27 protein-coding genes, 1 other RNA gene and 2 pseudogenes are annotated in these 25878 nt (G+C 65.4%); 16 read left to right on the top strand and 14 right to left on the bottom strand.

Features of this window, described 5'->3' with window-relative positions; translation table 11 throughout:
• Window positions 1–91: 91 nt before the first annotated feature.
• The 4 genes from A9X01_RS16005 to A9X01_RS15990 all read left to right on the top strand — a co-directional run bounded on the left by A9X01_RS16005 (window position 92) and on the right by A9X01_RS15990 (window position 2899).
• Complete coding sequence (locus tag A9X01_RS16005) at window positions 92–1054, top strand: hypothetical protein (RefSeq protein WP_065121680.1); 963 nt, start codon at window positions 92–94, stop codon at window positions 1052–1054.
• Between the two features lie 194 nt (window positions 1055–1248).
• Window positions 1249–1616: a transfer-messenger RNA gene (gene ssrA / locus A9X01_RS16000) on the top strand.
• A gap of 57 nt (window positions 1617–1673) precedes the next feature.
• Window positions 1674–2465, top strand: coding sequence for a methyltransferase (locus A9X01_RS15995; RefSeq protein WP_065121679.1), 792 nt, complete (start codon window positions 1674–1676; stop codon window positions 2463–2465).
• 59 nt (window positions 2466–2524) lie between these two features.
• Window positions 2525–2899 carry an FKBP-type peptidyl-prolyl cis-trans isomerase gene (locus A9X01_RS15990; protein ID WP_065121732.1) on the top strand — a complete coding sequence of 125 codons (375 nt, stop codon included), beginning with the start codon at window positions 2525–2527 and terminating at the stop codon, window positions 2897–2899.
• 24 nt (window positions 2900–2923) lie between these two features.
• Here A9X01_RS15990 and A9X01_RS15985 read toward each other — a convergent pair whose 3' ends face one another.
• Complete coding sequence (locus A9X01_RS15985; protein WP_081282417.1) at window positions 2924–4009, bottom strand: SDR family oxidoreductase; 1086 nt, start codon at window positions 4007–4009, stop codon at window positions 2924–2926.
• Window positions 4010–4169: 160 nt separating this feature from the next.
• Here A9X01_RS15985 and A9X01_RS32055 point away from each other — a divergent pair.
• Window positions 4170–4335: pseudogene (locus tag A9X01_RS32055) on the top strand (hypothetical protein); the annotation flags it as partial.
• Between the two features lie 10 nt (window positions 4336–4345).
• Here A9X01_RS32055 and A9X01_RS29220 read toward each other — a convergent pair.
• Complete coding sequence (locus A9X01_RS29220; RefSeq protein ID WP_081282416.1) at window positions 4346–4657, bottom strand: hypothetical protein; 312 nt, start codon at window positions 4655–4657, stop codon at window positions 4346–4348.
• Between the two features lie 100 nt (window positions 4658–4757).
• On the opposite strand from A9X01_RS29220, the gene A9X01_RS15980 reads away from it, so the two are divergent.
• The 5 genes from A9X01_RS15980 (at window position 4758) to A9X01_RS15960 (ending at window position 10234) form a co-directional block, all read left to right on the top strand.
• Window positions 4758–5561, top strand: coding sequence for a crotonase/enoyl-CoA hydratase family protein (locus A9X01_RS15980; protein WP_065121678.1), 804 nt, complete (start codon window positions 4758–4760; stop codon window positions 5559–5561).
• Window positions 5562–5677: 116 nt separating this feature from the next.
• Complete coding sequence (locus A9X01_RS15975; RefSeq protein ID WP_253849151.1) at window positions 5678–6442, top strand: PE family protein; 765 nt, start codon at window positions 5678–5680, stop codon at window positions 6440–6442.
• A gap of 9 nt (window positions 6443–6451) precedes the next feature.
• Complete coding sequence (locus tag A9X01_RS15970) at window positions 6452–6673, top strand: hypothetical protein (RefSeq protein ID WP_065121676.1); 222 nt, start codon at window positions 6452–6454, stop codon at window positions 6671–6673.
• Window positions 6674–6722: 49 nt separating this feature from the next.
• A complete protein-coding gene (locus A9X01_RS15965; protein ID WP_065121675.1) occupies window positions 6723–9872 on the top strand; it encodes a cytochrome P450 in 3150 nt (1049 codons plus the stop codon).
• Between the two features lie 20 nt (window positions 9873–9892).
• Window positions 9893–10234: a hypothetical protein gene (locus A9X01_RS15960; protein WP_065121674.1), complete on the top strand. Its 342-nt coding sequence runs from the start codon at window positions 9893–9895 to the stop codon at window positions 10232–10234.
• Between the two features lie 2 nt (window positions 10235–10236).
• On the opposite strand, the gene A9X01_RS15955 is transcribed toward A9X01_RS15960, so the two are convergent.
• The 3 genes from A9X01_RS15955 to A9X01_RS15945 form a co-directional block, all read right to left on the bottom strand.
• Window positions 10237–11127: an MmyB family transcriptional regulator gene (locus A9X01_RS15955; RefSeq protein ID WP_065121673.1), complete on the bottom strand. Its 891-nt coding sequence runs from the start codon at window positions 11125–11127 to the stop codon at window positions 10237–10239.
• 53 nt (window positions 11128–11180) lie between these two features.
• Complete coding sequence (locus tag A9X01_RS15950) at window positions 11181–11987, bottom strand: SDR family oxidoreductase (protein WP_065121672.1); 807 nt, start codon at window positions 11985–11987, stop codon at window positions 11181–11183.
• Between the two features lie 163 nt (window positions 11988–12150).
• A complete protein-coding gene (locus A9X01_RS15945) occupies window positions 12151–12846 on the bottom strand; it encodes an Ntn hydrolase family protein (protein ID WP_065121730.1) in 696 nt (231 codons plus the stop codon).
• Between the two features lie 133 nt (window positions 12847–12979).
• Between A9X01_RS15945 and A9X01_RS15940 the strand changes: the two genes are divergently transcribed.
• Window positions 12980–13876, top strand: a complete 897-nt coding sequence (locus A9X01_RS15940) for an AAA family ATPase (protein WP_065121671.1) — start codon at window positions 12980–12982, stop codon at window positions 13874–13876.
• Window positions 13869–14936, top strand: a complete 1068-nt coding sequence (locus A9X01_RS15935) for a vWA domain-containing protein (RefSeq protein WP_065121670.1) — start codon at window positions 13869–13871, stop codon at window positions 14934–14936. The genes A9X01_RS15940 and A9X01_RS15935 overlap by 8 nt, the downstream gene beginning before the upstream one ends.
• Here A9X01_RS15935 and A9X01_RS15930 read toward each other — a convergent pair.
• Genes A9X01_RS15930 through A9X01_RS15920 form a run of 3 tightly spaced genes read right to left on the bottom strand, consistent with a single transcriptional unit; the run spans window position 14933 to window position 18901 of the window.
• On the bottom strand, window positions 14933–17524 hold the full coding sequence (locus A9X01_RS15930) for a xanthine dehydrogenase family protein molybdopterin-binding subunit (RefSeq protein WP_065121669.1): 2592 nt from the start codon (window positions 17522–17524) through the stop codon (window positions 14933–14935). The two genes, A9X01_RS15935 and A9X01_RS15930, sit on opposite strands and share 4 nt — an antisense overlap.
• On the bottom strand, window positions 17517–18011 hold the full coding sequence (locus tag A9X01_RS15925; protein ID WP_065121668.1) for a (2Fe-2S)-binding protein: 495 nt from the start codon (window positions 18009–18011) through the stop codon (window positions 17517–17519). Before A9X01_RS15925 ends, A9X01_RS15930 begins: the two co-directional genes overlap by 8 nt.
• Window positions 18011–18901 (bottom strand): FAD binding domain-containing protein, encoded by an 891-nt coding sequence (locus tag A9X01_RS15920; protein ID WP_065121729.1) that lies wholly within the window; start codon window positions 18899–18901, stop codon window positions 18011–18013. The genes A9X01_RS15925 and A9X01_RS15920 overlap by 1 nt, the downstream gene beginning before the upstream one ends.
• Window positions 18902–19141: 240 nt before the next feature.
• Between A9X01_RS15920 and A9X01_RS15915 the strand changes: the two genes are divergently transcribed.
• Entirely contained in the window at window positions 19142–19384 is a 243-nt protein-coding gene (locus A9X01_RS15915) for a hypothetical protein (RefSeq protein WP_065121667.1), read from the top strand.
• 27 nt (window positions 19385–19411) lie between these two features.
• Here the strand turns inward: A9X01_RS15915 and A9X01_RS32250 are convergent.
• Window positions 19412–19534 (bottom strand): annotated as a pseudogene (locus A9X01_RS32250) (LLM class flavin-dependent oxidoreductase); the annotation flags it as partial.
• A 32-nt stretch (window positions 19535–19566) separates the two neighbouring features.
• Between A9X01_RS32250 and A9X01_RS15910 the strand changes: the two are divergent.
• Window positions 19567–19845: a hypothetical protein gene (locus tag A9X01_RS15910; protein ID WP_065121666.1), complete on the top strand. Its 279-nt coding sequence runs from the start codon at window positions 19567–19569 to the stop codon at window positions 19843–19845.
• Here A9X01_RS15910 and A9X01_RS15905 read toward each other — a convergent pair.
• From A9X01_RS15905 to A9X01_RS15890, 4 genes are read right to left on the bottom strand one after another with little or no spacing between them, the layout of a single operon-like run.
• On the bottom strand, window positions 19820–22441 hold the full coding sequence (locus tag A9X01_RS15905) for a hypothetical protein (RefSeq protein WP_065121665.1): 2622 nt from the start codon (window positions 22439–22441) through the stop codon (window positions 19820–19822). The genes A9X01_RS15910 and A9X01_RS15905 overlap by 26 nt on opposite strands.
• Before the next feature lie 50 nt (window positions 22442–22491).
• The gene (locus tag A9X01_RS15900) at window positions 22492–22866 is read right to left on the bottom strand and encodes a DUF4267 domain-containing protein (protein WP_065121728.1); all 375 of its coding nucleotides are present in this window, start codon (window positions 22864–22866) and stop codon (window positions 22492–22494) included.
• Window positions 22867–22885: 19 nt separating this feature from the next.
• Window positions 22886–23203 (bottom strand): NIPSNAP family protein, encoded by a 318-nt coding sequence (locus A9X01_RS15895; protein WP_065121664.1) that lies wholly within the window; start codon window positions 23201–23203, stop codon window positions 22886–22888.
• Between the two features lie 9 nt (window positions 23204–23212).
• Window positions 23213–23686: a DUF1772 domain-containing protein gene (locus A9X01_RS15890; protein WP_065121663.1), complete on the bottom strand. Its 474-nt coding sequence runs from the start codon at window positions 23684–23686 to the stop codon at window positions 23213–23215.
• A 101-nt stretch (window positions 23687–23787) separates the two neighbouring features.
• Between A9X01_RS15890 and A9X01_RS15885 the strand changes: the two genes are divergently transcribed.
• A complete protein-coding gene (locus tag A9X01_RS15885; protein ID WP_065121662.1) occupies window positions 23788–24369 on the top strand; it encodes a TetR/AcrR family transcriptional regulator in 582 nt (193 codons plus the stop codon).
• Window positions 24370–24477: 108 nt separating this feature from the next.
• Window positions 24478–25644, top strand: coding sequence for a triacylglycerol lipase LipY (gene lipY, locus A9X01_RS15880; protein WP_081282415.1), 1167 nt, complete (start codon window positions 24478–24480; stop codon window positions 25642–25644).
• Window positions 25645–25655: 11 nt separating this feature from the next.
• Here the strand turns inward: lipY and A9X01_RS30880 are convergent.
• A partial coding sequence (locus A9X01_RS30880; RefSeq protein WP_216638922.1) for a hypothetical protein occupies window positions 25656–25878 on the bottom strand: 223 nt, incomplete at its 5' end.

Raw genomic sequence — 25878 nt, 5'->3', positions numbered from 1 at the left:
ATGTTGATGTCCCCGGAGGGATGGGTAGCCGAAGTAGTACAGGCGCGCTCTGCGCCACTACACGACGGAAGCCTTAGGAGGCCAAACAATAATGACTTCACCGGATACGACCAGATTGCTCGCGCAGCTTCGCACTCTGCTCGATCTGACCAACACCGAAATTCAGATCGCCGAAACCCGTGTGGCCCAGGCTCGCACGGAGGCGGTGCGCCGCGAGCTCACGCAGAATGCCGAGAACGGCCGTGAGCGTGCCGACGCCATTCAGTCGGCGATTCGGGAGCTGGGCGGCTACCCGGACGTGATCGGCCCGTTCCTGGGCCGCGCCGCTGCCGCGGTCAAGGCGCTGACCGAACAGGCCGAGCCGTTCGACGAGGCGCTGCTGGGTGACCTGGCGCTCGAGGACCAGCTGCTGGACCGCGCCCGCTACACCAAGGCGCTGGCCGTTGCCGCGAAGAACAAGGACGTCGAGGCGTTGGCGACCCGCCTGATCACCGCGCACTCGGCGACGGTCGACTGGCTGACCACCGTGCTGGCCGAGGACGCGCTGGGCGGTCCGGCCGCGCTGCGTCGCACCCCGGTACAGATGGCCGCCGGCACCGCGGTGAAGTTCGTCAACTTGCCGGTCACCTGGTCGGCGCGCGGCATCGACCGTGCGGTCGAGACCCTGCGCAATGCGGGTCCGGCGTTCAAGGAGCTGGTCGAGCGTGGTGGCAACGCTAGCGAGATCGCGGCGAAGGCCGTCTCGGCGTCGCAGAACGCCGCGCTGCGGGCCGCTGAACGGGTCACCCGCAACGAGGGAGCGGACCGCACTGCGGATGCGTTGCACTCGGGTCGCGAGTCGGTGGGTGTGCTGGACGCCAGCGAGTTGCCGATCAAGAACTACGACGACCTCAACGTCAACGACGCCGTGGCCGCCATCAAGGATCTGGAGTCGCCGCGCGACGTGCGCGTCATCATCGCCTACGAGGAGGCGCACAAGGAGCGGCAGCGCATCATCTCCGCCGCGCAGACCCGCGTCGCCGCCATCGCCAAGGAGGCCGTCGGCATCAGCTAACGTGCCGTCGCGCCGAGCGTGGGCCTTACGCAGGAAAATCGCAACGAAGCCCGCCGTAGGCCCCACGCTCGACGGCGTTGAATGCCCCCGGTCGCCTAGGCCGGGGGCATTCGCTCCGGAACATAAATGCGTTGCCCCTCGTTGGGAGGGGCGTACCATGGATTTTCCTGCCGAGAGGTTCGGCGGGGATGCGAGGGGCTGAACGGTTTCGACTTCGCGCATCGAATCAAGGGAAGCGTGCCGGTGCAGGCAAGAGACCACCGTAAGCGTCGTTGCAACCAATTAAGCGCCGAGAACACTCAGCGCGACTTCGCTCTCGCTGCCTAAGCGACAGCAAGTCCGTCAGACCGGGAAAGCCCTCGACCCGGACCCTGGCGTCATTTAGAGGGATCCACCGATGAGTTCGGTCGCGGGACTCATCGGGACACCAACAGCGACTGGGATCGTCATCCTGGCTTGTTCGCGTGACCAGGAGATCCGAGCAGAGACATAGCGAACTGCGCACGGAGAAGCCTTGAGGGAATGCCGTAGGACCCGGGTTCGATTCCCGGCAGCTCCACCAAAATCGCCCTGGTTAGGGTACTCGGGACGCGCGTTCCGCTGTCTCGGGAGAAGCTCGATGAATTGGTACACCGGCAACACTGTCTATGACACGGTCTTGACGATCGCCCTGGCTTTCGCAGCATTTGTGATCATCGGCGGCATGTTCCAGCTGGCTTCGTATGGCCGGTTCGCCTCCACAGCGCGCGGGGTGAATCTCAATCCGAAGCTGGGCTGGTGGCTGATGGAAATCCCCGCGACCGTGGTGTTCGCGATCTTCTACCTGACCGGGCCGCTTCGATTCCACGCCACGCCGTTGGTCCTTGCGGCCATCTGGCTGCTGCACTACAGCAATCGGGGTTGGTTCTTCCCGCTGTCGATCAGACAGGTGCCGGGCAAAAGCAGTACCTTCAACCTCTCGGTGCTCGCCATGGGAATGGCGGTCACCTCGATGCATGGCTACCTCAATGGCTCGTTCTTCAGCCACGACTACAAGCATCAGTACGGCACCGATTGGCTGACCGATCCCCGGTTTCTCGCCGGGCTGATTGTCTACCTAGGTGGATTCATCCTGTTGGTTCGGTCGGAGTCGATCGTGCGCAATTTGCGCGACAAGAAATGCACGGGCACAACCGAATACAAGATTCCGTACGGCGGTGGCTTCAGGTTCGTCAGCAGCCCGGCATACCTGGGCGAGCTGATCGCCTGGGCCGGGTTCGCCCTGTTGACCTGGTCGCTCGCCGGTGTTGTCATCTTCCTGATCACGGCAGGCAACCTGGTCCCGAGGGCGTTCGCCACGCACAAGTGGTATCGCGAGAAGTTTCCCGATTACCCCGCCGAGCGTAAGGCTCTGATACCTGGCTTGATCTGATCAAACCAAAAGCCACCCGTCGGCAAGGCCGCCGGCGACCGTCTGCCAATGTGGTGAGCATGACTGCACAGAAGCCCGAGATCGATTTCCCCGGCGGGGAGCCGCCCACCGACCTGGTCATCACCGACGTCGTCGAGGGCGACGGCCCGGAGGCTACCGCCGGTAACACGGTGGTCGTGCACTACGTCGGCGTGGCGCACTCCACCGGCGAGGAGTTCGACGCCTCTTATAACCGCGGTGAGCCGTTGACTTTTCGGCTCGGGGTCGGCCAGGTCATCCAGGGCTGGGATCAGGGCGTGCAGGGCATGAAGGTCGGCGGTCGCCGTCAGCTGCACATCCCCGCCCACCTCGCCTACGGCGACCGTGGCGCCGGTGGTGTCATCAGGCCCGGCGAGTCCCTGATCTTCGTGGTGGACCTGCTCCAGGTCAGGTAGCGACGACCAGGGCTGGAGGTTCGGTCAGCGACCGCCCGGCCTGCGCCGGACCAGACCGTCATCGAGCATCTGTTGGAAGTGCTCGTTGACGGTCTGCTCGACGGGCCGATAGGTCAGTCCCAGCTCGTCTCGGCTGCGGCTGTTGTCGAATTTCAGCGGAAACCCCACGTTGCGGTCGATGAACTTCCGCGTCAGCCCGACCAGGGGTGCGGCGGCCTTTACCACCACCTTGGGGGCCGTGGTCCTCGGGAACGGGTAGAGCGGCCCGTACTGGCGACGCAGGATCTTGCCGATCTGCAGCAGCGTCACCGAATCCGCGTTGACGATGTAGCGGCCGTGCGCCTCGGGGGTGAAGCCGGCACGCAGGTGAGCATCGGCCACATCGCGCACGTCCACCACCCCCATGGTCAGTGCGGGAGCTCCGGTGAGCAGGGTGCCGTCGGTGAACTGCTTCATCGTGCTCAAGCTGGCCGAGTCGCTGGCACTGGTCAGCGCGGGACCCAGCACCATGCCGGGGTGGATGGTGACCATGTCCCAGCGGTCCTGCTCCTGGACGTAGCGCCACGCTTCCCGCTCGGCAACCGTCTTGGAATACGGATACGGCTGGTGGTCGACGCTGCTGGTGGTGTTCCAGTGTTCGGGGGTGAAGACGCCGCCGGGAACATCGCGTGACTCAGAGGCGTCGCCGTAGATCGCCACCACGCTGCTGGTCAGCACCACGCGCTTGACGGATTGCGTGCGGTTGACCGAGTCCAGCACGTTGCGGGTGCCCTCCAGCGCTGGGCGCACCAGCGCCTCTTCCGCATCCTTATAGCCAGAGAGCAGAAACGGCGATGCGGTGTGCATGACGAGTTCGCAGCCTGCCATGGCTTCGTCGAAGCTGCCGGCATCGAGCAGATCCGCCTTGAACAGTCGGAGCCGGCCGGGGTGGTCGTCCGAGAGCTTGTGCAGATGCTCCAAACCGGACGGCTTCTGGGGGTTGCGCACGGTGCCGTGCACGGTGCGTCCCGCCTCGAGGAGGAGTCGGACGATCCAGCTGCCGATGTAGCCGCTGGCGCCGGTGACGAGCACTGGCGCGTCCGGGTTGATCGCCGTCGGTGACGCGCTCATGTGGGTGTTCCTCTCTGCGGGTTCGGGTCGGCGACCACTGCCGCCTGTCCGTCTCATAGCGTATTGCAGGCTCCATCTGCGCAAACCCCACCGGCACCGCTGGCCGCGGGCTTAAGCCGCGGCTACTGATCCCTGAGGTCTGGGAGCGGCACGGTGTCGTATGTACGGGTCACTCAGCGGACTTCCGCCGACGTATGTCTACTCGGGTTCCTGGGATCTACTTGGATGCCCAGGCCTCAGTCCTGCGGCAAGCCTGGGCCCTTTTCACCCCGAATGGTCTGCTCCACTGGCCACAGATCAACCAGCACCTCGGCATCGCAGCCTGAAAGTCGTTGCTTACCAACAGAAGTCGCACGAATCCTGCTTGACCGGCGGCGGGTTGTCGCCGTCCCACACATCGCTCGGCAGCTCACCCTTGTATGGAACGTTGCCGGCCGAGTTCTGCACCCAGTACCAGGTGTGGCAGACGTTCATGTCCCATTGGTAGGCGACCCCTGGCCCGGATGACAGGTCGTAGCGGGAGTACACCATGGAATTGCCGGGGCACCAGGTGTGCGGCGGTAGGGGGCCGGCCTGAGCGGGAGCCGCCAGCCCCAAACCACAACTAGCCAACGCGGCGGATGCCAATGCTGCGATTCGTCCGTTCATGGTTCTGATCTTTCTGGTGATTGGTAATCCCAGCGTGCGCCTGACGGCTTGCGGCATTCTTGCGTCGGCGCGCCTCCGCCGGCGCGATAGATTGCTACCCGTGAGCGAAGACAGAGTCCGGGTGCGGATAGCCGACAACGGCGTGGCGACGGTGACGATGGTGCGCACCGACAAGCACAATGCCCTCGATCAGGCAATGTTCGAAGGCCTGGTGAGCGCCGCAGCGCAACTGGCGGCTGACGCGTCGGTCCGTGCGGTCGTCCTGCACGGCGAGGGCAAGAGCTTCTGCTCTGGTTTGGACGTGGCAAGTTTCATGAGCGGCGACCGCGGCACGGGCGTCCTGCTGTCCCGAGACGGGGACCACCCGGCCAACCTCGCCCAGCGCGTGAGCTACGACTGGTCCTTGGTACCGGCGCCGGTCATCGCCGCGATCCACGGCAACTGCTTCGGCGGCGGCATGCAGATTGCGCTCGGCGCAGACATCCGGATTGCTGCGCCGGACGCGAAGCTGAGCATCCTGGAGATCAAGTGGGGACTGGTCCCCGACATGGGCATCACGCAGACGCTGCCGAGGGTGCTGCCGATCGACGTCGCGAAAGAGCTGACGTTTACTGGCCGAATTGTTTCCGGCAGCGAGGGTTCCGAGCTCGGCTTGGTGACCCGGACGGCCGCGGATCCGCTGTCGGCGGCTCGCGAGCTCGCGGAGGAGATCGCCTCAAAGTCACCGGATGCAATTCGTGCCGCCAAGCGCCTGTACGACGAGACGTGGATGAGTAACGACGCCGCGTCCGCGCTGAAGCTCGAATCGGTTTTGCAGACCGGGTTGATCGGCTCGCCCAACCAGATCGCTGCCGTGGTCGCTGGAATGTCCGGGGAGCAACCGGTTTTCACCGATCCGGCTTAGCGGGAGCGCCCGCGGCGGTTGGGATCGGTAGCCGATGCCGCCCTCTATGAAGTGTTGGAGAACGCAAGCCAACACAAGCAGAGAGGACGACGGCAGCTATGTCGTTTGTCAAAGTCGTGCCCGGCATCATCGCTCAAACGGCCGCGCAATTGGGTCACCTCGGCTCGACCATCAGCGCGGCCAACGCCGCAGTCGCCACCGCAACGGTCGGCATCGCGGCACCGGCCGCCGATGAGGTATCGGCGGCGATCGCGTCATTGCTGAATGCGCAAGCCCAGGAATACCAATCTGTCAGCGCCCGGGTGGCCGCGTATCACAGCCAGTTCGTTGACTTGTTGAACGCTGGCGCGAACTCGTATCTGAGCACCGAGTTCGCTAACACGCATGCCGCCGCCTCCAGCGAAATCACGCAGTTCTACGGCGACGGCTTGCTCGGCACGCTGCTGGGCGCCGAAGCGGAGTTCATCGAGCTTCCCCTCGATGCCATCGGCCCGGTGATCACGTCAGCGGGCGCGCTCGGGCAAAGCGGGACAACGTTTTTCGACGCGGTGCTGGCGGGGAATCCGCACGCGGCCATCTCCGCGCTCGGAGGTGTTGGCCCCAACGTCGGGAGCGCGTTCCTCTACGGCCAGAACCTGGTCTCGGTGGCCCTACCGTCGAATATCCCGGGTGTGTCGCTGGCACTAAACGTCCCCTTCGGCGGCGTGCTAGCCCCGATCCAACCCATGACTGCGACGGTGACGTTCGGCGGCCAATTTGCTGGCCAGGCGCCGGTTACCGTTCCGATGCCATTCGAGGTCGGCGGCATCATCACCGAGGTGCAGACCGATGCACCGTCGGTGGCTCTCGCGCTGCTGCTTTCGCCACTGTTTTTCTTGTAGGTTTCAAGATTGACTGCGCCAAGGAAGACGGAGGAGCAGCTACCACCGGGCGCCACGCTGGAGGTCCGGGCGAGCAATGTCCGTGCCTATGCGGCGACATACACGCCGTCGTTATGGGACTGGACGCCTGCTTTCGTCGTGGCCGGCCTGATAGTCATCACCGTCGTCTTGTTCGTCATCTCGGAAACACGGATCCGGCGCGAGGGGCGCCACGCCTCGCGCATCGCATGACATCCGAAGGTGCAGACAAGCCTTCGCACTGAAACCTATGCTGCCCCACATGAGCGAGTTTCAGGTGTCCGCGCCACCGGATCTGCCCGGTATCCCGTCGGCGGAAGGGCCCCTGCCCGGCCCGGACAAATTGGTCGGCCGCCCCCGCGCGCTGGCCGTGGACCTGCTCGGTGAACTGCATGGTCCGCTGTTCTACGCGGACTTCAACGGCGGCATCAGGAAGCTGTACGCGTGCTCACTGGACCTCGTCACCGAGCTGTGCGACGAAAACCGGTTCGCCAAGAACCTCACGGCAACCCTTGCCCGGGTCAGGCCGCTGGCCGGTGACGGCCTGTTCACGGCTTACCACGGCGAACCCAATTGGCAACGCGCCCACGATGTCCTGCTGCCGGGTTTCAGTTACGCCGGCTTGCGCGCATATCACGGCGCGATGCTGGACATCAACGGCACACTGATCGCACGGTGGGACGCCAGCGCCGGAGTCGGACCGGTGGATGTGTCAAACGACTTGCAGAAGCTGGCGATGGACACCGTCGCACTCGCGGGATTCGGTTCGCGGTTCGACTCTTTCGACTGCCCGGGCCTGGCGCCGATCCCGCAGAGCTTCACAAGGGCGCTGGGGCAGTTGGTATTTGACACACCGACACCGGTTTTCAACGAAGAAATGGCTACGTTGAACACCTTCATCGATGGGCTCATCGACGAGCACCGATCCGGTGATCATGACTCGCAGGACCTGCTGGCGCTGATGCTGCGACAGGGTCCGGACGGCAATCCCGTGCTCGAGACCGACAACATCCGCAATCAGATCCTGACCTTCCTGATCGCCGGTCAGCTCACCACGTCGGAGTTGATGCCGAACGCGCTGTACAACATCGTCAGCGATCCGGCCGTGCTGCACCGGGTCCAGGCCGAGGTGGACACCGTTTTCGGAACCGAAGACGAGTACCTGCCCACTTACGACGACCTCGGCAAGCTGACCTACCTGCGGCAGATCATCGAGGAAACCCTGCGGCTGTCCCCGCCGGTGCTGCATTTCGATCGGATGGCGCTGGAAGACACCGTGATCGGCGGTAAGTATCCGATCAAGCGTGGTGAGGCGGTCACGGTGCTCACCGGCGCACTGCACCGCCAACCGCAGTGGGGCGACAATGTCGAGCTTTTCGATCCAGACCGGTTTGCTCCTGAGCGCTCGGCGGCCCGTCCGGCCGCGCTGTTCAAACCCTTCGGAACCGGAGCGCGATCATGCATCGGCCGTCAGTTCGCATTGCACGAGGCGGCCATGGCGCTGGCCCGGATCATCCATCGCTACCGCCTCATCGACGCCTACCACTATGTGCCGCAGTGGGAGACCCCCAACAGCCGCCGACCGGTCGGATTCCGGCTCGATGTCCTACGGCGCACCGCAGCGGACCGCAAGACCGACATCACCGCGCCCAAGGCCACTGCCGAAGACGTAGCGCAGCACTCAACGGTGATCACGGCCGGAACCAGGCTGGCGATCCTCCATGGCTCCAACCTCGGTACCTGCCGCGCCATCGCCCGCCAATTCGACGGCGATGCAACGGCTTTAGGATGCAGCGTGACGGTCACACCGCTCGACGACGCCGTCGGCGGCTTCCCCGAAGCCGAGGCCATCCTGATCATCGCATCCTCCTACAACGGACAGCCGACCGATGACGCGCGGGCTTTTCTCACCTGGCTGCTCGACGCGGAAACGACGCTGGATCCGTCTCCCAACGTCGCGATCCTTGGTGTGGGTGACCACAACTGGGCGGACACCTACCAGGCGGTTCCACGGCGCATCGACGAGCGGCTCGGGGAGCTACACGCCCACCGATTGGTCCCGCTGGCTGCGGCCGATACCTCGGGGGACATGGTCGGCGCCATTGAAGACTTCGCCGCCGCACTGTGGTCGGCCCTGGCCGAACGATTCGGTGACCCCGACGCCGCGCCGGTCGCCGACGCCGCGGAACCGCTCTACGAGCTGCGGCGGATCGTCGGACCGGTCACGGCGGCGATGGACGCGCGGTCGGCAGTGATCCCGATGACCGTCGTCGAACGGACCGAACTGGTCAGCCCCGGGTTAGGCCAAGCGAAAACCAATGTCCGCGTGCAACTTCCGGACGGCGTCGAGTACCAGACGGGTGACCACCTCACGGTGATGGCCGACAACCCGCCCGAGGTCGTCGACACCGTTCTGGCCCAGCTTGACCTCGATCCTGGACTGCGGCTTGCGATCAACCCGCGGCGCAGCTCAAGACGGCTCATCGCGCTGGATCGGGAGGTCAGTGTCCGCGAACTGCTCACCCACTTCGTCGAATTGCAGAAACCGGTGACCGGCAGTCAATTACGCCGGCTTGCGGCGGCCAACAGCAATCCCGCGGAACGCCAGCGGCTTTCCGAATTGGCCGAGGCCCCGGACGGCTGCCCACTCAGCGTGCTGGAATGTCTCGACGAATATCCGGGATGCGTGCTCACCGGCGCGGAGCTTCTCGAACTGCTCGACCCCATGGTGCCGAGGCACTATTCGATCGCGTCGTCGTCCATGCTGTCCCCACGCACGGTAGGGCTGGTCGTCAGTGTGCTCGATGCGCCGGCCCGGTCCGGGCGGGGCCTGTTCAAAGGCGTCGCATCCAACTACCTCGCGACAGTACAACCCGGACAAACAATTCGGGCGCGCATCGACCCGGCCCGCCAGGCATTCCGGGCAGGTGCCGACCCGGCCAAGAATGTCATCCTGGTCAGTGCCGGCACCGGCGTCGCACCGTTCCTGGGTTTCCTCGGTGATCGGCTCGCCGCGCAGCGCACCGGAGCCCCAATCGAACCCGCGCTCTGCTTCTTCGGGGTGCGCGACCCGGAGGTCGACTACATCTTCCGCGACCGGTTCGAGCAGGCCGAAGCGATCGGCATCGTGCAGATGCGCCCGGCGTTTTCCCGCGCGCTACAGGACGGTGTTCGCTACGTCCAGGACCGCATCGCCGCCGACGCCGATGACGTGTGGAACCTGCTGGGTGACCCGACCAAGGACGCCCACGTCTATGTGTGCGGTGACGGGGCGCGGATGGCGCCGGCCGTGCGTGGTTCGTTCCTCGACATCTACCGGGCGCGCACGGGCGCCGATGACGGTCAGGCCCGCGACTGGCTGAACGGGCTGATCGAATCCGATCACTACGTCGAGGACGTGTGGGCCGGATGAAAGCCGCTTAGAGTTGATACATGGGCGGTGAGTTCGTCGAGATCCGGATCACCTACCCTCGGGAATACATCGAGCCGACTCCCGAGGCCATCCGCCCGCGGCTGCTGGACTGGCAGCTCGACGCCAAGGGTAGGCACGTCGCCTGGCGCTACCGGATCACTCGCTACGAGCAGGACGGGCAACCGCGATGGTGGTTGGACGGCACCGGCCAGCACCCGTGGACCAGTGACGACGTCGAGTACCTGAAGGACGTGGCCGAACACCACGCCGGTCGGCTGATGCATCGACAGCGATGGCGGCCCAACAGCATGTACAACGACCAGGAACCGCCGCTGTGGCTGGGTGGCCGAGGCTGGCCCTGACACTATCCGTTGGGTGCTTCAAGCTCGGTCGCCAGCCTCTCTTGGGTGGCCGCCCACGACGCCAGCAGCGCTAAACCGTCAGCGGTCGGCGTGCCCGCGGCCGCGGTGTAAACGTTGAGGTGCAGGCCCGGATCCGCGGGCAGTTCAAAAGATTCGACGTCCAAGTCGAGCCGGCCCACGATCGGATGGTGCAGCCGCTTGCGTCCGGAGCGCTGCAGCCGCACGTCCTGAGATGCCCACCGCTGCCGGAATAGCTCACTGCACGTTGACAATTCGCCCACCAGGGCTATCAGCCCCTCGTCATGCGGGTTGCGGCCGGCTTCCATGCGTAGCTTCGCGGCCGCGTCAACGGCAAGTTGGTCGTAGTCGACGAAGAACTCTTTGGCCTCGGGGAACAGATAGACGAACCGCGCCGTGTTCGCGGGTCGTCGCGGGTCGGCCAGCACTGGTGAATACAACGCACGGGCGAGCTGATTCATGGCGAGCACGTCATAGCGTCCGTTACGGATCCAAGCTGGGGCATCGGAGAAGGCGTCGAGCACCTGCTGCAGTGTCGAGCGCACCGTCACTGCTGGCGTGCGGCGGCGCGGACGGCTGCGCGCCCCGGATTGCCGCGCGAGATGGAACAGATGGTCGCGCTCGGCCTCGTCGAGTTGCAACGCAGCGGCCAACGCGTTGAGCACGCCATCAGAAGCCCCTGCGAGGCTGCCGCGCTCCATGCGCACGTAATAGTCGACCGATACCCCTGCCAGTAGCGCTACCTCCTCGCGACGCAAGCCCTTGACCCGGCGATTGCCGCCGTAAGCGGACAGTCCCGCCTGCTCGGGTGCGATGCGGGCGCGACGCGAGCTGAGAAACTCTCGGATGTCGGCGCGTAAATCCATCGTGGCCATCTTCCCACCGTAAGCGTGTCCCGCAGTCCGAGGGAGGCACTGCGGGTACCCGCCTAGGGCGTACCGGTTGCGGTCGTCGCGATGCCGCCGTCTACCGGGATGATCGCGCCCGTGAGGTAGGACCCGGCCCGGGCGGCAAGAAACACAGCGACGCCCGCCATGTCGTCGTCGCGACCGAGTCGACGGAGAGGAGTCGCCGCCGCGATTGTGTCGCCGGAGGCCTCCAGCGTGGATGCCATCATCTGCGAGGGGAACACTCCCGGTGCTACCGCGTTCACCGTGATGTGCTGTGGACCCAGTTCTCTGGCAAGCACTCTGGTGAGTTGATGAAGGGCCGCCTTGCTGCTGGCGTACGAGTAGTTGGGCGAGCCGGCGACATGGATGGCGGCGATACTGCCGATGTTGATGATCCGTGCGGGGTCATCGGCAGTGCCAGCCTTCCGAAGTGCGGGGAGCAGCGCCTGTACCAGCCAGAACGGTGACTTGAGGTTGAGGTCGATCACTTCGTCCCAGGCCTCGTCTGGGAACGTCGCGAGCGGCTCACGCCACATCGCTCCCGCGTTGTTGACGAGGATGTCCAGGCGATCGTTGTCGATCGTCACTAGGTCAGCGAGGCGTTGACACTCGTCGTGCTCGGACAGGTCGGCCGGGATCGCTTGAACGTCACCGAATTCCGACAGTAGCTGCTGTGCTTCCGCGCACGTGTCTGCCTTGCGTGAGCTGATGACGACGCGGGCGCCCGCCTGGAGGAGGCCACGCGCGATCATCATCCCAATGCCTCTGGTGCCGCCAGTGACAAGTGCGCATTTCCCGCTCAGATCGAAAAGCTCAGTGTGAGTGGTGGTTTGGCTGTTCGTCATTGGTCTCCGTTCTTTCTGCGGTGCAATGCGCCGACAGGGGTGATCGGGTTACATCGGGAGGTTCCCGACTCAACCAGGCTGCCTGCCATTTGGGATGTCTGGGAGATTCTGGTGATACAGGTACTGCCAGAGCCCCGTTGCCTCGCGACCGACTGCCCGACGCTCAATCGAAGAGCTGATCGAGCGCCTTTCGCTCGAGTTCAACCCAGCGATCGATCTGGCCCCGGACCTTTTCCACCTCATCGGGGGTCAAGTGCTTGGCGGCGTCCGGCGTGATGCGGCAGATGTCCATCGGGCCACCGACACTCGGCGACGATGCATCCAGGGCATCCAGCACGCGCAGCGCGGCAACCACTCCGTGGTCCACGTCGCGCTCGGTCATCCGAAAGTGCGCGAGCAACGCGTGCGCCTGCTGGGCCATGGCCGCACCACTGCCGATGGCTTGGAATCCGGTTTCCTCGTGGTGCCCGATCAACCCGTTCGGGTCAACGTCGATGATGAAGGGGATGTCTCCGGCGTAGCCCGCGGCAAGAACGTAAGTCGCAGGTGTCCCAGCGGAGTGCTGCGCCGGCACATGCTCGATGTAGTTCTCGTAGTGATATTTGAACACCGGAAGCACCCGTGCCTGCAACGCGTGTCCGATATTGGTCGCCTCCACCACGGACTCGGCCTCGGCTTTGAAGATCTGTTCGAGGTCGTAGAGCACAGCACGGGAACCGCTACCGCCCCACGCGGCGTACTTTCCCAGCGGGTGCAGCTTCTGCGCAGGATAGGTCAGACCGCGACCACCATCGGTGATCTGTGAATCGGACGCCATCACAATGCCGTCAGCGCAACGGAGTGCCAGGACGACGGTCATCGCGGGATCCGCGCGCATGGCATCTGTCGATCGTAGTTGAGCATGGCAAGCGTGCAATGGCCCCCGCCGCTTCGTAGAGTCAGCAGTGCGACCCGCACGATGACTCGTCCGGGGCGCGTCAGGAGGTGCATCCGTGACGACCGACGCGGTCCACCAACTCAAAGCTGACCTCGCTCGCTTCGGCTACCTCGCAGACGACGGGCTAGCCACCGCCATCCATCTCGCCGTGCGCCTGCGGCGCCCGCTGCTGCTCGAAGGTGAGGCTGGGGCGGGAAAGACTGAGGTCGCCAAGACCCTGGCGCGTTTATCCGGTGCAAAGTTGTTGCGCCTGCAGTGCTACGAGGGCATCGACGTGTCGCAGGCGGTCTATGAATGGGATTACGCGCGCCAGCTGCTGCACCTGAAAGCCGCGGAAACCGGCGGTGCGCGGGCTGTCGCTGCCGCTGAGGATGAACTCTTCTCCGAGCGATTCCTCGTTCGTCGACCGCTCCTGCAAGCCCTCGACAACGGCGACGGCCCACCGCCGGTGCTGCTCATCGACGAGATCGACCGTGCCGATGACGAGTTCGAGGCGTTCCTGCTGGAGATCCTGTCCGATTTCGCGGTGACGGTGCCGGAGCTCGGTACGTTCGCGGCCGAGCTGCCGCCCACGGTGATATTGACCTCCAATCGCACTCGAGACCTGCACGACGCGCTCAAACGACGCTGCCTCTATCACTGGGTCGACCACCCCGGCATCGAGCGGGAAGTGGCCATTGTGCGGCTGCGCGTGCCCGAGGCGAGCGAGCGGCTGGCGCGGCGGGTCGCGGCCGCCGTGGAGGAGTTGCGGGGTCTTGACCTCTACAAGCCCCCGGGAGTGGCCGAAACGATCGACTGGGCCCGCGCTTTGGCCGAACTGGGTGAGCCGGAATTGCCGCGCACCGAGGTCGAGCACACCCTCGGCTGGGTGTTGAAGTATCGCGAGGACATCGAAAAGGCAAGGGCGGCAGGGCTCGACGCCTTGGTGCGGATCACCGACGACGATGTATGACAACGCTGACCGGCTTGCGGTGGTGTTCGCGCGCCGGCTCCGGGCCGAGGGATTGGCTGTTCCCAGCGGCTCGGTCGCGTTGTTCGTCTCGGCCCTGAGCGAGATCGATCCGACCGACCACGACACCCTGTACTGGGCGGGGCGTGCCGTATTGGTCAAGCGGCCCGAGGACATCGACACCTTCGACCGGGTATTCCGTTCGTTCTGGCTCCACCAACCGCTGGCTGCAAGTCGCGACGACCTCGACTCGGAGACCGCGGCCGAGCAGCCGAGCACGTCGCCCACCACTGAGGTTCGCTACAGCCCAGTAGAAGTTCTGCGCAGCAAGGACTTTGGCGAGTACACCGCGGACGACTTTGCCGATGCCCAGCGATTGATGGCCCAATTTCGCGCGACGGCGGCGATGCGACGCAGCAGGCGGCGCCGGCCCGCCAAGCACCGGCGGCACTCGCAGCCTGACGTCCGGGCCACCGTGCGCCGTGCGTTGCGCACCGGTGGGGAACCAATCCGCCGAGCCTGGAATGCGCCGACCCGGCGTCCCCGCAGGTTGGTATTGCTATGTGACGTCAGCGGTTCGATGGACGCCTACTCCCGGGCACTGTTGCGATTCATGCACGCCGCGGTCGCCGGACGCCGTCGCGTGGAGGCGTTCGCGTTGGGAACGCGCCTGACGCGGCTGACGCGGGAGTTGTTGCTGCGCGACCCCGAGCAGGCGCTGCGGCGCGCGGGCGCGGCGGTGCCCGACTGGTCTGGGGGCACTCGACTCGGCGAAACCCTGCGTGACTACAACAATGCGTGGGGGATGCCGGGCATGTCTCGTGGCGCCGTGGTGGTCATCCTCTCCGACGGGTGGGAGCGGGGCGACCCCACCGTGATCGGTGAACAGATGGCGCGGCTGTCGCGCGTGGCTCACAAGGTGGTGTGGGTCAACCCGCTCAAGGCGTCGCCGGGTTATGCACCCCTGGCCCGCGGTATGGCCGCAGCACTACCGCACATCGACGAATTCATCGATGGTCACAACCTGAACGCATTGGACGAGCTGATCGCGGTCATCGGCTAGTCCGTACGTTCGGGGATGACGCCCGCGAGCTCGAGGATCCTGGTCGGCGGCAGGTGCTGTTCGGTGATCCGGACACCGAGGTCGGCCAAAGCATCCTCCACCGCGTTCGTGATCGCCGCCGGAGCGCCGATCATCCCCCCTTCGCCGACGCCTCGATAGTTGTAGGCGATGTCCGACGGCGTCTCGATGTGGTGAATCTCGATCTCGGGAATCTCCATCGTGGTTGGGATCAGGTAATCCATGAAAGTTCCCGACCGCGGCTGCCCGTCCTCGCCGTACGTGGTCTTCTCGTAGAACACGGCGCCCACGCCCTGCGCGACGCCACCGCGGATCTGCCCTTCGACGATGGCGGGGTTGATCATCTCGCCGCAGTCCTCCACGACCGCATAGCGGGGAATCTTCACCTGGCCGGTTTCGAGGTCCACATCGACCCAGCACACGTGCGTGGACTGCGCCCACCCACCTTCGCCGCCGTTCCAGTCCCGATGCACCCGGATCGCCTCATTACGGCCCAGTCGGTCGGTGTTGCCCATTGAGCCCCGCCGTATCGCCTCCTGCGCGACCTCTTGGAAGGTCCGCGACATCGCCGGGACGCCCGCGACGTGAATCTCACCGTCTTCGATGACGATGTCCGCCGGCGAAGCCTCCAGCAGGTCCGCGGCGATGTCGACAATGTGCTCGCGCAACGTATGCGCGGCCACGCCGACCGCGCCGCCCGCCATCGCCGCCGACCGGCTTCCGCCCGTGCCCATGATCCCGAACGGCGTGAAGTTCGTGTCGCCGTAACGCACTCGGACGGCCTGGACCGGAACGCCGAGTTCGTCGGCGGCCACCTGTGCGAGCGTCGTCTCGTGGCCTTGGCCATGGGGTATCTGCCGAGTGTGGACCGTGACGCTGCCGTCGGCTTCGAGGACTGCGTGGATGGGCTCCCCGCCGGTGAATGCGGAGAAGCCAGGCAGGATCACGTCCATGTACCCGGGCGGCCCCGGAGCCGCTTCTATATAGGTTGCGATACCGAGACCCAGGCGCCGACCCTGGGCGCGAGCCACCGCCTGCTCCTCTGCCCAGTGTTCGAAATCAGCTATTTCCAAGGCTTTTTCGAGGGTGGCCTTGGCCGACATGCGCACATCGAGGACTGGGCCGGTGAGCATTTTGGTCGGGAGTGCGTCGGGCCCGACGATGTTGCGCAGCCGGATCTGAGCGCGGCTGAGCCCAAGCTCGCGGGCGATCACATCGAATAGCCTTTCGCGGACCCAGGTTTCGACCGCCCACGGGCCTCGGTAGGCGACGTACGTCGGTTTGTTGGACGCGACGAGTTCGATATCGAACTGCATGGCGTCGAACCGGTACGGGCCGGGGAACATCGCCTGGATGATGCGGCAGAACATCGGTGCACCGAAGGGGAAGCCCGGATAGGCGCCCCCGTCCATCGTCAGCTTGGCCCGCAGGCCCCGCACCGTGCCGTCGTTGCGCACCGCGGCCTCGACGGCGACCTGCTCGTCACGAGCCTGGGCACCGAGGACCAGGTGTTCGTTGCGGTCCTCGATCCATTTGATTGATCGGCCGAGACGCAGCGCGGCAGCGCCCAGGGCGATATCCTCGCGCAGCACCGTGGTTTTCGCCCCGAATGCACCGCCGATGTCGCCCGTCACGACGCGCGGGAGGCGTTCCTTGGGCGTTGCCATCAATCCGAGGAACATCCGGCTCAGGTGGACCATCCGCATCGGATCGTTGGCGATCTGACGCAGCATGATCGGCATCAGCTGCCGGGTGTCCTGGATCACCGTCGGGTTGGCGCGGAGGAAATCGCGGGCCCCGGCGAAGATGGCCTTGGTCTGCTCGCGCTGGCGGAACAGATCGCGGACCGACGTCCACACCGGTTGGCGCGCGAGGCACATGGCCATGGCCCATTTGAACGCGTGCGCAGCCTGGTGGGCCGCATGCAAGGTGAGGTTGCCGTCGGCGTCGATCTCGGCCACCGTGCCTCTGGTCTCCATCGGCTGGTTGGCGTGCCGGTGCTGGCGGAAGGTCTCGCTGATCACTCGATCCGCGCCGGCGAACGCAGCTTCGATGTCGCCGAACGACTCCGACGCCGCGTAGACGACGTTGCCGTTGGCCTTCGGCCAGATTGCCGGACGACCGGGATCGTGGGCGTGCGCCACCGTCGCGATCGGTTGCAGCTCTTCGTATTCCACGTCGACCAGCTCGGCCGCGTCCTCAGCCAGCGCGCGTGACGTCGCTATCACGATGGCGACCGGATCCCCGACCAGACGAACACGGTCGACTGCCAGGGCCCAGTGCCACGGGTCGTAGAGGCCCGGGAAGGCGAACATCCCCAACAGCGGGTTGGTGATCGCAGCGATGTCGCGACCGGTCAGGATCGCGTACACCCCGGGTAGGGCGGCGGCGCGGGTGGTGTCGATGCCGCGGATCAGGGCGTGGGGCCACGGGCTCCGGACGAACGCCGCGTGCGCCATGTCCGGGACTACGACATCGTCGACATACCTTCCGCGCCCGCGCAGCAGGCGGTGATCCTCAACCCTGCGGACCCGGGCGCCGACGAATCGCCCCATGATCTGTTCACGCATGGTCGTTCCCACCTCCTGCGCTGGAAGCCAACTTGGTCGCGGCTTCGGCCACACCGTCGAGGATCGAGGCGTATCCCGTGCAACGGCAGAGGTTTCCGGAGAGCTCCTGCTTGATCTGCGCCGGCGTCGGCGACGGGTTGTCGGCCAGCAGACACCGCACCGTCATCAGGAATCCCGGTGCGCAGAAGGCGCACTGGAATGCGTGGCGCTCCCACATCGCCTGCTGAATGAGCCCCAAACCGTCCTCGTCGCTGAGTGATTCGACGGTCTCGACGGCCGCCCCCTCGGCCTGCATCGCCAGCATCAGACAGGAACGGACGGGCTGACCGTCGACCGCGACCGTGCACGCCCCGCAGACACCGTGCTCACACGCGAGATGGGTGCCGGTGAGCCCGAGGTTGTCGCGAAGCAATTCGGCCAGAGTCGTGCGACCCTCGACCACCGCACGCTCATCGCGACCGTTGACCCGCAGGGTGATCTCGCGCATCACACACCTGCCCCCTCGGTAGTTCGTGCCGCGGCGCGCTCCGTGGCCTCGGCGAGCCCGCGCCGGGTGAGCACCCCGGCAACATGCGCCCGGTACTCCGACGACGCGTGATCGTCGGCGCGCGGCCGCAACGCGCCGGACACCACTCGTGCCGCTTCCGCAAACAGCGCCGAGTCAGGCAGGTTGCCTTCGAGCAGCTGCTCGGCCTCGGCGACTCGCACCGGCGTGCTCGCTATCCCGAAGAAAGACAACGCCGGTCGCCGTAGCAAGCCGGCGTCGTCGACCTCGAGCGTTGTTACCAACCCGACCAAAGCAAAGTCGCCGTGTCGCCTGCTGATCTCCAGCACCGACCATCCTGCGCGTGGTGGCCAGGCGGGGAATCGCACTCCGGTTAGCAACTCGTCCTCGGCCAGCGCGGACGACAGATACCCCTCGAAAAAGTCAGTCGCATCGACCGACCGCTGCCCGGCCGGGCCTCGCACGATCATCTCCGCGCCGACCGCCAGGGCAACCGCCGGGAGTTCGGCCGATGGATCGGCATGTGCCAGACTCCCGCACACCGTGCCCCGACTCCGGATCGCCCGATGGCCGATGTACGGCATGGCCCCGACGACGGCCGGCGCCGCGGAGGCCAGGGCATCGGATCGCTCGACGCGCGCATGGGTTACTGCCGCGCCGACCGAGACAGCGCCGCCGTCGCCGATTTCGATCGACTGCAAGCCCTGCACTCTGCCGATGTCGATGAGATGGTCCAGACGGGTCAACCGCAGTGCCAGGACCGGAAGGAGGCTCTGCCCGCCGGCGAGCACTTTACCGTCCCCGCCGTAGGTTTCGAGGAGCGCGACCGCCTCGTCGACCGTGTCCGGTCGGTGGTAGTCGAATGGCGACATCTTCACGGCGGTCTCCCTCCGACGGGATCTGGATTTTACCGCGGTTTGGACGGCAAGTCTCTCTCGTGGCAAATTGCGCGACGTCACCTCGGCGAAACGAGTGACACTCCCCGCGGCAACCGATAGATTCGATCAGCAGGCCGGGTCGAGCAATTGAACCGCGAGGTGGATCACCATGCCAAGACATTGTGTTTGTCAACCGGCGTTAATTGGTGGATCAGTGCCACAGGAGAGCGCTCCGTGAAACACCTCAAGGTTATTTTGATCGTCGTTGCGACTGCCTTGCTGATCACGTTCGTTGTGTGGCCGGTAAAGAAGCAATGTCCCAACGGCCCGTGCACCACGGCGCCGGACGCCCAGGGCCTGGTCCGCACTTATTACGAGGTTCAACCTCTCGGCGCCGTCGTAATTGAGGATGTCACCGGTCAGCACGTGGCGGTGGCATATAGCTCGGGATACGACAACAAGAAGTATCGGCAATAGCCTTCAGGAGGTTCGACGTGGTGGGGGCTGCGCGGTGACTGGTGGATCGCGTCGCCCACTGTTGGTCACCGAAGCGCCTAACCGCATGCGGCCGAGCCGGTTTCGGCCGGCCAGATGCCCAAGCATGGTCCACGGTTCTAGGTAGGTATCGGGGGCTGCCGTAGGGTCGAGGTGTGCCAGAGATGACACCCGACGGCCGCTACGTCATCGTCGACGGTCGTAGGTGGCGTGCCAGCGATCCGTTGATTCCCGAGGACCGGCGGACCGAGCTGGTCACGATTCTGATGGCCTGGCGTCGAGAAGTGCGCCGCGTCAAGGGAACGCCGCAAGAGCCGATGGCCCGGGCGGGCGTGCACGCAGCGAAGGTTGCGTTGGGCGAACGCGGCACGCCCCCATGGTGGGAGCAGAGCGAGGTGGAACGCCGGAAACGGTGGCTTACTGAGGTGCCGGAGCCGGGTTAGGGTCCGCGCCCGGCTCGGCCGGATCTGAAGGCTGATTGGCGACCCCGCTGAGTTCTGTTAGGGCGCTTCGGTATTGCTCGGTACGAGGATAGCCGCTGTGGGTTTGGATCTCGTAGAGGTAGCCGACCTTGACCACCCGCGCGGCGACTCGATCGATCGGATTCTCCTTTTCGGCGTAGCCCCAGACGGGGAAGCCAAGGTAATCGGTCCGGCGCCAGAGACTGCGCCACCGCGGCCCAGGCCCCAAGTGTCCGTAGACCGAACGATGGTCTGGCACCGGCGCAGGTCCGTGTTCCGCAGACCGTTCCCTGGCCCACGGATCGGGCGTTCGCAAGTCGGCAGCAAGGCAAGGGGGACAGCCAAGCACCCTCGGCCCCAACAGTTCTGGGAATATCCGGCCAAAGTAGGTGCGCAGCTGGCTGCCGTACGACAGCAAGGCCACCCGGTCGCGGTGATCGTCGAGCCGCGGCGACAGGATTACCGCGACCGCGAGCACGGAACCCAGGCTGTGCGCGGAAAGGATGGCCCTTCTGCCCGGCTCCTGCGCGAACCAGTCCGCACAGCGGGCCGCAAGCTCGGGGACCACTCGTTCCGCGTAGCAGGGTGGAGCGAGGGGATGCCCCGTGCGGGGCAGAAAACAGATCAGGTCCCAGACCAGGCCCAGTGGTCGGCCGCCCACCGCGGTGCCACCGACGGCAAGGCCGATCACCAAGACGCCCGTCCCCGCGAGTGCCCACATGCCGATCGACAGCAACCGGTCAAGAACCGCGGCCAACCACCACGATCCGAAGCCCCTCGGAGTGAACGCTCGAACCGACGCGACCAGAGTCACTGCCATCGCGACCGCGCTCAAGGCGGCCAGGGCTGCGACGAACTTCTCCGCGCGTTGCGCGAACGCTGCAAACCCGGCCGCATTGGCCGTCATCGGTTGCCCGCCATCGAGCGCTTTGCGCCCGCGCCACGATCTGGCGAACGCGTATGTGCCGACGGCGAACATCCCAATGATCACCGGTATCACCGATGCACCGGCCCACACGTAGGGCAGGGGCACTTGAAGGTCAGGCACGGAACCTGATACACCGTCGGCCAATTTGCTCGCGGAGTTGTTGCCGTTGAGCCAGTCACCGGCGGCCGTCACCACTGCGCTCGACAGCAGCATGGCGAAGGCCGCCGCCGTCAGCAGCAGCACGCCCGGCCCGCCGCCGTTCCACGCTTCATGCTTGCACTTCTCGGCCACCCTGCGCCGTACCACCAGCAGGACACCCAGCACGACAGCGGCCGCCCCCAGCCATACCGGGAACCACCACCGAATATTGTTGGCATATCCCGAGATAACAACCAGGGTCGCGAAGCCGAGTCCCAGCGCCGTGGGAAGTCCATCCCAGGCCGTCTTGACACTTGGACGCCACAGCAGCGCACCCAGCGCCAAACCCAACAGGGCAGCGAGTAACAAGGTCGGTGTGAACGCGACACCGAGCAGCTGCCGCGGCTTGGGGTCGGGCTGGTCACGCCACAGCAATGCCGCTTGCACGGCAAATAATCCTGCGCCCGCCGCGACAGGGCCCCAGTCCAGCACCCGGCGCCGCGATGATCGCCTCGGAACATCCACTGCGCAGTCGGATCGCAGGCCGACGCTGGTAAACGTGAACGCCAGGACCGCGATGCCTATCGCGACGACCGCAAGTTCGGTGATGACGGTGCCGTCACCGTGCAGGACTTCTTGTCGGCACGCAGCACTGAAAAACCTGTCTCGGCTCCCGCACGACTCACCGCGGCCGAAGGCGACGTGAAACGCCGTGCCAGTGGCGATCAATGTGGCCGTCGCGGCGACATGCATCCGCGACGTGACCTTGGTACTTTCCCGGTGTGCCCAGAAACCTTGGGTGGAAAGGATGGGCCACTTCGGCGTCGTCACATCCGACGCCTCGGGTTTCTTGCGCGAATTCTCCGGAGTTGAGGGGTCGGGCTGTTCGTAGCGCACCCGCGTGACCGCGGACAGCATCGCCAGCCCGAGGATCAACAGGACGGGCACCACGCTCAAAACCGCCAGGCGACGGCTCTGCGTCAGGTTGCCCAGAAAGTCGAGTTGCGACGGCAAGTTCGTGCACAGTCTAGTGGAATCGCTTGCGTAGCACTGCACTCCGATCAGATCGAGCGCGATGGTCGTTGCCGACACGGCGAGCAGCAGTGTCAGCATCAGTCCGGCGATGCGCAGTGACGCCGCGCCGCGGCCGTGCCGCCAACCGTCGCGCCCCGGCCGTTGGTCGGGTTCGGGGCCGTCGTCGAATTTCCTCGACCAGTACGCAACGTTCACCAGGCCGAACGGGATGAGCAGGGCCCAACCGATTCTCGCGATCGCTCCCACGATCCGGCCGATTCCCATGGCGCCACCGACCGAGCTGCGGGCCATACCGCCCCAGCTGTAGGCCTCGAGTTGCGTCGGTGCGTTCGCCCCAGGTGATTTCGGGCGCCAGAAGCTGCCCAGCGCGTCGCCGGCGAACTTCTCGACGTCTTCGCCCGGCAGGTCGAGCATGCTTTCTGGAGTGGTGTTGTTTATGCCGTGAATGCGGAGTTCGAGTACCGCTCGATCTGCCATCGGACCCCCAGCCCATTGCTTGATCTGTGCCGATGCTAATCGCTATCGCTTCAAGCGATAAGGAGCAGCGCCGAAGTCACGAGCATGACGGCGGCGGTCGACCCGTGAATTCCCCAGGCGACCGCTTTCGAGCCCTCGTTGCTGAGCACGATGGCTGTGTCGGCAAGCGGAATAATGGTGGCGGCCAATATGATCCAGCCGAGCAGGTGGGTCGCGCCCGCAACCATCAGGACGACGAGGAAAAGTCCCGACGCGATGTCGCGGACGCCCTTGACGCTCAGGTACGCGCGGACGCCGGGTCGGCTGAGGTCCGGGAGGACGCCGTAACCGGCGGCGGCAACGCGCGGCGCGACAACGAATCGGGCGCCGATGAAGACGATGGCCGCCGCTATCAGGCCGGCGAGCGTGTAGGCGGTGATGGTCATGGTGAGCACTCCTAGGTCGTCAGCGCATCGGTGAGAAGGTTGTCGGGTCGAGCGGCAGGGACTGAACATCGATAATTTCTTCCGGATCGAAACCAGCCATGTCGGAGGCGAATTCGGGGCTGCTCATGCACTCCCGCGTTACCTCGTCGGGGTCGGCGCCGGACGGGTAGCGGATCAGCGCGACGAGGCGGTTCGCGCCGCCGCTTCGTTCCGTCCACACGCCGTGGGTGGTCACGCCGAAAATCTCAAAGGTTGCCAGGTGCCGGGCCCAATGAACGGTTGCGTACTGCCGCAGGGCTTCTGGTGATCGCAGCGTGTAGATCCTGAGTTGAAGCATGAAAATGCCTCAGATCGCCAGAGCCACGCAGAGAGCTGCCAGCGCCAGGCCTTGCAGCGTCGCGCGAGCGCCGATGATGCGATCCCAGTTCGCCTGCAGCGCGCGCCCATTAGTCAGCGTCTGCCCGGTATCGGCGGCGGCCGTGAGATCTCGATTGATCGGTGCGCTCACCCGCGTGTAGAGCACGAGCCACGCCAGCATGAGGACCAGCGCGGCGCCGGCGGCGATCGCCGGTGCCCACTGTGCGGAGACGATGGCCAGCACGACGGTCGTCGCGGCCCCAAGGACCCCGAGCACCCCGGGCACCGGCATCCGCCGGTCTCCGTATCGGTGCACGGCGCCCATGACCCCGACGAGGGCGCGGTCGTCGACCGCCGCCAGGGCGGGTCGCAACACGATCGCGCAGAACACATCGGTGCCGTAGACCACGGCGGTGCCGAGCGCCGCGACCAGCGCGGCGGCTTGTGTGATTTCTGGGTTCATCTCTTCGTTCCTCTCCATCGACAGCTGCTAGCAACGCTAACCCCTCGAGTCAACCTCGTCAATAGCGGTGCTATTCCTGCTATCGGTGCTAAACTTCAGCCATGGCCATCAGTGATCGTGTGGAGCGGGAGCGGGCCGCCCGCAGACAGCTGATCGTCACCACCGCACGTAAGCTCGCCGAGGCCGAGGGCTGGGACGCGGTGACCACGCGTCGACTGTCAACGGAGATCGAGTACAGCCAGCCCGTGCTGTACAAGCACTTCGCGGGCATGGAGAAGATCGCTGAGGCCATCGCCGTCGATGGATTTGGTGAGCTCGCCGAGGCGATGCGGGTCGCCCGCCCCGACTCCGGCGCCGGGCCTGACGTCCTGATCGGCATTGCGCATGCCTATCTCGACTTCGCCGCAGAGAACCCGGCGGTCTACGACGCGATGTTCATCCGCGCGACCGGCTTGCGCTTCGGTGCCGAGGACACACCAAACCAGCTGACGGCGGCCTTCGACGAATTGCGCGACGCGGTCGCCCTGGTCGCCGACGAGAGGGATGCCGACACGCTCACCGAGGTCTTCTGGGCCGCGCTGCACGGACTAGTCACCCTCGGCCGGTCGGGCCGACTACGTCCCGATCACGACCGAGAGAGACTCGAAATACTCATCGATCGATTCATCCCGAAAAGGCGTTGAGCAATTCGGTCAAGCTCCCACGCGACACCTTTTCGTCGGCATATGCTCCGGTACCGACGATCGGTTTAACCGGGCAATGCGAATTGCCCTGAGTTCGGGAGCGGTTCGTTGTCGTATGTGCTTGCGTTACCAGAGGTGATGTCCGCTGCGGCTACGGACGTAGCCTCGATCGGTTCGGCAATAGCCACCGCGAACCAGGGTGTTGCCAATGCCACCACCGAGGTATTGGCCGCGGCCGAGGACGAGGTGTCGGCGGCGATCGCCGCATTGTTCTCCGCTCACGGCCGCGGTTATCAGGCTCTCAGCGCGCAAACGATGGCCTTCAACGAGCGGTTTGCGCAGGCATTGACCAGCGCCACCAGTGCGTATGCCTCCGCCGAGGCGGTCAGCGCCGCGCCGTTGGCGACGCTGGAAAACCTGGTGCTCAGTGTTCAGCAGCTACCCAGGGCAGTGGGCGCCGGGTTCGAATACCTGCTGTCCTCGCCACAGTCTCCGTTCCTGGCCCTGGTTGCCAGCGACATCCCGCCGCTGTCGTGGCTCGCCGGCAATTCGCCGCCGCCGTTGTTGAATCTGCTTCTGGGACAGACGGTTCAGCACACGACGTACGACGGGATGAGCGTCGTTCGGATCATTCCCGCCAATCCCACCGGCGAACACGTGGTCGCCATCCACGGCGGCGCATTCATTTTCCCGCCGTCAATCTTCCACTGGCTCAACTACTCCGTGACGTCCTACATGACCGGCGCGACCTTCGAGGTGCCGATCTACCCCCTGCTGCAAGAAGGTGGCACCGCACCGACGGTGGTTCCGAAAATCGCCGGGCTGATCTCGTCGCGAATCATGGAATACGGAGCGGCCAACGTCAGCGTGACCGGGGACTCGGCGGGCGGCAACCTCGCGTTGGCGGCGGTGCAGCACATGCTGCAGTTTGATCCGGCCGCAACCGTCCCGTCGTCCATGGTGTTGATCTCCCCGTGGCTAGACGTCGGGACCCGGGGGATTGGCAGCGTTTGGGCGGGTGGTCTTCCAATAACCAACTATCAGGTCAGTCCGCTGTATGGATCGCTGACCGGACTGCCGCCGACGTATGTCTACTCCGGCTCGTTCGATCCCCTCGCCGCCCAGGCCGCAATTCTGCAGCAGGCAGCCCTGGCCACCCACGCCCCATTCAACTTCGTCCTGTTCCCCGGCGGGATTCACGACTGGGTGCTGCTGACTCCGTTCGGGCTACCGTACTGGCCACAGATCAACCACGAACTCGGCATCGCTGCCTGATCGACGCGTTGCTAACCGCTGAAGACGGCGCTGAACAGCTGCACCGCCCAGTAGGTGGCCAGCAGGGTAGAGGCCAAGCCCAACAGGCCGGCGAAAATGCCCGGCGTCAGCATCAGCGCGCCCAGCTGAACCAAGAACAGCAGTGGGTTGTCGTCGGCCGCCGGGGAACAGGACGAAGTTGAATGGGGCGTGGGTGGCCAGGGCTGCCTGCTGCAGAATTGCGGCCTGGGCGGC

This window comes from Mycobacterium asiaticum (genome assembly GCF_001668675.1).
Taxonomy (GTDB): Bacteria; Actinomycetota; Actinomycetes; order Mycobacteriales; family Mycobacteriaceae; genus Mycobacterium; species Mycobacterium asiaticum_D.
This window is presented reverse-complemented; position numbering and strand designations above follow the sequence as displayed.